This is a genomic window from Acetomicrobium mobile (genome assembly GCF_937920065.1).
On the sequence record NZ_CALETC010000265.1, the window covers coordinates 1 to 3,475 of the forward strand.

The following is a 3,475-nucleotide window of genomic DNA, read 5'->3' on the forward strand; positions in this document are numbered from 1 at the left end:
CTCTTGTGACGAACCTGACAATACAACCCTGCCAGACTGAATTACGTAGCCCCTGTCGGCAATCTCTAGGGCTTCCAGGACGCGCTGCTCTACCATCAGCACCGTGACTCCATGTCGCCTTATTTCGGTAACCGTTTGCAACACCCTTTCTACCAGGCTGGGCTGCAAGCCCAAACTCGGTTCATCCAGGAGTATGACTTTCGGCGCACTCATGAGTCCCCTTGCTATGGCAAGCATCTGCTGCTCACCGCCGCTCATGGTCTCCGCTTTTTGATCGATCCTTTCCTCTAATATGGGAAACAATTCATAGACCCACGCCAGGCGTTGCTCTACTACTTCCCTATTGTCTTCCTTAAAAGCTCCAAGCTCCAAATTTTCTTTCACAGAAAGCTTGGCAAAGACCCTTCTTCCCTCGGGGACGTAGGTGAGGCCTTTTTTAACCATAACGTGCGCATGAAGCCCGGTTACGTCTTCTCCGTAAAACTTGACGGTCCCACCAGTAGGTCGCAACAACCCTGCTATGGTACGCAAGGTTGTTGTCTTTCCTGCTCCGTTGGCTCCAATGATCGCTACGATCTCGCCTTCACGGACTTCGAAGGAAATCCCATGTAGCACAGGCACTCCTTCATACCCGGCACGCAAATCTTTTACTTCAAGCGCAAAGTCTGCCATTACGCCTTCATCCCCCTCAGCCGCTTACTGAATTTTTCGCCCAAATATGCAGCGATAACCCTTTCGTTTTGCACCACTTCGCTCGGCGGGCCTTCCGCTATTTTAATGCCCCCGTCCAGGACTATGACTTTATCCGCTATTGGCATTAGCGCCTCCATAATGTGCTCCACTACCAAAAGCGTAATTCCTCTTGCTTTTATGTCCCTTAGCAGATCCATTGCATCTTTAAGTTCGGTGCCCGTCAACCCGGCCATCACTTCGTCAAGCATTAAAAGACGGGGCTGAGTGGCCAAGGCTCTCGCCAGCTCAAGGCGTTTCTTCAAGCCGATGGTGAGACTGCCTGCCCTTTTATTCCTGTACTCTTCAAGATGGCACATTTCAAGGCAAGCCTCAGCTACCTCTAGAGAGGCTTCAAAGCTTGAGGTTCTCAAAAAAGCCCCGACCAGTATGTTATCGAGGACATTCATATCGTTCAAAGGGCGCACTACCTGGAAGGTCCTAACTGCCCCCAGGCGAGCTACCCTGTGAGGAGGCCACCTGGTAATGTCAACGCCGTCATAGTAAATTTTGCCTGAAGTTGGCTTGTAAACGCCGGAGACGCAGTTAAAAAGCGTGGTCTTCCCGGCACCGTTGGGGCCTATGAGGCCAACGATGGCGCCTTCTTCGACAACAAAAGATACGTCGTGATTTGCGATAAGTGAACCAAACTTCATCGTTAAGTTGCGTACTTCAAGCAGAGCCATTATTCATCGCCTCCTTTAGCAGCCCTCGAACGATTCGCCAACCAGCTTATGAAGCCCATTACGCCCTTTGGCTGGCGGGTTACGATGAGGATTATCAAAATGCCAAATATTATGAGGTCTACTCCTCCCCCCAGCCCTCCCCATATGGCCCGGGTATATTCCTGCAAGGGGATCAATATGGCCGCACCGAGCAACGGTCCCCAGAGAGTGCCAAGCCCACCCAGGATGGTTATCAACACGAATCTCATGGACATGTCCAGTGACATTACCATCGGCGGGTCAACCCTTAAGTTGTACTGCACGAAAAAAGCGCCGCATAATGCCGCCAGAAAGGCAGAAATTGCAATGGCCGTCAGCTTCACACTCGTACTGTTAACTCCCAAAGACTCGGCGGCTTCCTGTCCGTCCCTCACGGCTCTCATGTAGTAACCTAATTTATGGCCTTCCATCCAGCGCACAAAGGAAAAAACAATGATAAACAGTCCAAACGCTCCGTAATAATATTGAGTTTTCGTCCGAAACCACATGAAGTTCTTCCAACCTTCCTCTATTATTGGGTAGTCAAGCCCCAAGGCTCCTCCTACCCAATACCAGACCATGAAAAGCCGGTTGAATATCTCGACTATGGCAAAAGTTGCTATGGCGAAATAATGTCCTTTAAGCCTAAAGCAGGGGTAACTGATCGCCATGGCCACGATCGCTGCCAATAAAGCTCCCGCTAAAGCGCCAGGCCAGGGAGTAAGACCGTAAGTTACCACAGCCATGCCTGCCCCGTAAGCACCGATCCCGAAAAAAACCGAATGGCCAAAGGAAACTTGCCCGCAATAGCCCCCCAAAATATTCCAGGCCTGGGACATGCACGCGAACAACAAAATTAAGACCAACACGTGCTGAGCAAATGGGCCCTGAAGCGGTCCAGGGATGATCGGCAGCAAAGCAAGGATAAGGAGCACACTATACCAAAGTCCTCTACTTTTTTTCGCATGATTCATTCCGTCATCACCACCCGAATAAACCCCTGGGCCTGATTAGGATCACAATCAAATAGATTCCGAAGACGGCTACATACTTGAATATGGGTGCAACGTAAAACCCTACCAAGGCCTCCACCAGTCCCACGAGCAACGCAGCGAGTAAAGACCCAACAATGCTGCCAAAACCTCCCAAGGCAACGCAGACAAAAGCTATCAGGCTAAATAGGCTTCCAACCTCAGGGTGCACTGGCATATACATAGGAAGCAATCCGCCGGCGATGCCGACACACGCTCCGCCGATTCCGAAGACCAAGGCAAAAATTCTGGCCGTGTCTATACCCATGAGCTCGGCCGCATCTCTGTCCATGGCAGTCGCCTGTATGGCCCAACCCATCTTGGTGCGAGTTATAAAACGATATATGTACATGATTACCGCCAGCGAGGCAATGGCAATTACAAATTGAGGCATGGGAAGAATTATATCTCCAAGAGGTATAACCTTGCCACCCAAATAGGTATCGGACAAAAGTTTGAAGTTGGGCGAAAATCTGTTCAAGCAAATGTTTTTAAGAAGCATCGACAATCCAAAGGTAGCAAGGAGAACGGAAAGTGCTGGTTTGCCTATAAGCTGGCTTATAATTAATTTATAAATTATGACAGATAACAAAAAAACAAATGCCCCCGAAGCGATCCAAGAGATCAAAGGATCTGCGTGCATCAAAAAACCTAACCAATAGCTCACATACATTGCCACCATCAAAAACTCGCCATGAGCAAAATTTATGACATCCATGACACCCCAAATAAGGGATAATCCCACCGTTATGAGTGCATAAAGCATGCCATTGAGCAATCCGTCGAGCACAACCTGAAAGAATACGGCCATTGCAAACTCCTCCTTAATGTTAAGCATAAAGAGAAGGCTTCGATAAAAGCCTTCTCTTTATGGTCAGTTAAAACAAGTGGCTATTTGCGTTGATCCCATGATGGCATGGGAACGACAGGCTCGGCATTCGCAAATTCTTCGGGAAATACCCGCAGGTATTGACCCCCAATGAGCTGAGTTATTGTGCTCATGGCCCTTAT

The 3,475-nt window shown here is 49.2% G+C and carries 4 protein-coding genes; all 4 read right to left on the reverse strand.

The features are described 5' to 3' along the window. A partial coding sequence (locus tag Q7P41_RS10015) for an ABC transporter ATP-binding protein (RefSeq protein ID WP_303883957.1) occupies positions 1-672 on the reverse strand: 672 nt, incomplete at its 3' end. Further along, positions 672-1,415: an ABC transporter ATP-binding protein gene (locus Q7P41_RS10020; RefSeq protein WP_303883959.1), complete on the reverse strand. Its 744-nt coding sequence runs from the start codon at positions 1,413-1,415 to the stop codon at positions 672-674. The genes Q7P41_RS10015 and Q7P41_RS10020, both read right to left, overlap by 1 nt. After that, on the reverse strand, positions 1,415-2,407 hold the full coding sequence (locus Q7P41_RS10025; protein ID WP_303883961.1) for a branched-chain amino acid ABC transporter permease: 993 nt from the start codon (positions 2,405-2,407) through the stop codon (positions 1,415-1,417). Before Q7P41_RS10025 ends, Q7P41_RS10020 begins: the two co-directional genes overlap by 1 nt. Positions 2,408-2,414: 7 nt before the next feature. Next, positions 2,415-3,275, reverse strand: a complete 861-nt coding sequence (locus Q7P41_RS10030; RefSeq protein ID WP_303883963.1) for a branched-chain amino acid ABC transporter permease — start codon at positions 3,273-3,275, stop codon at positions 2,415-2,417. Positions 3,276-3,475: the final 200 nt, after the last annotated feature.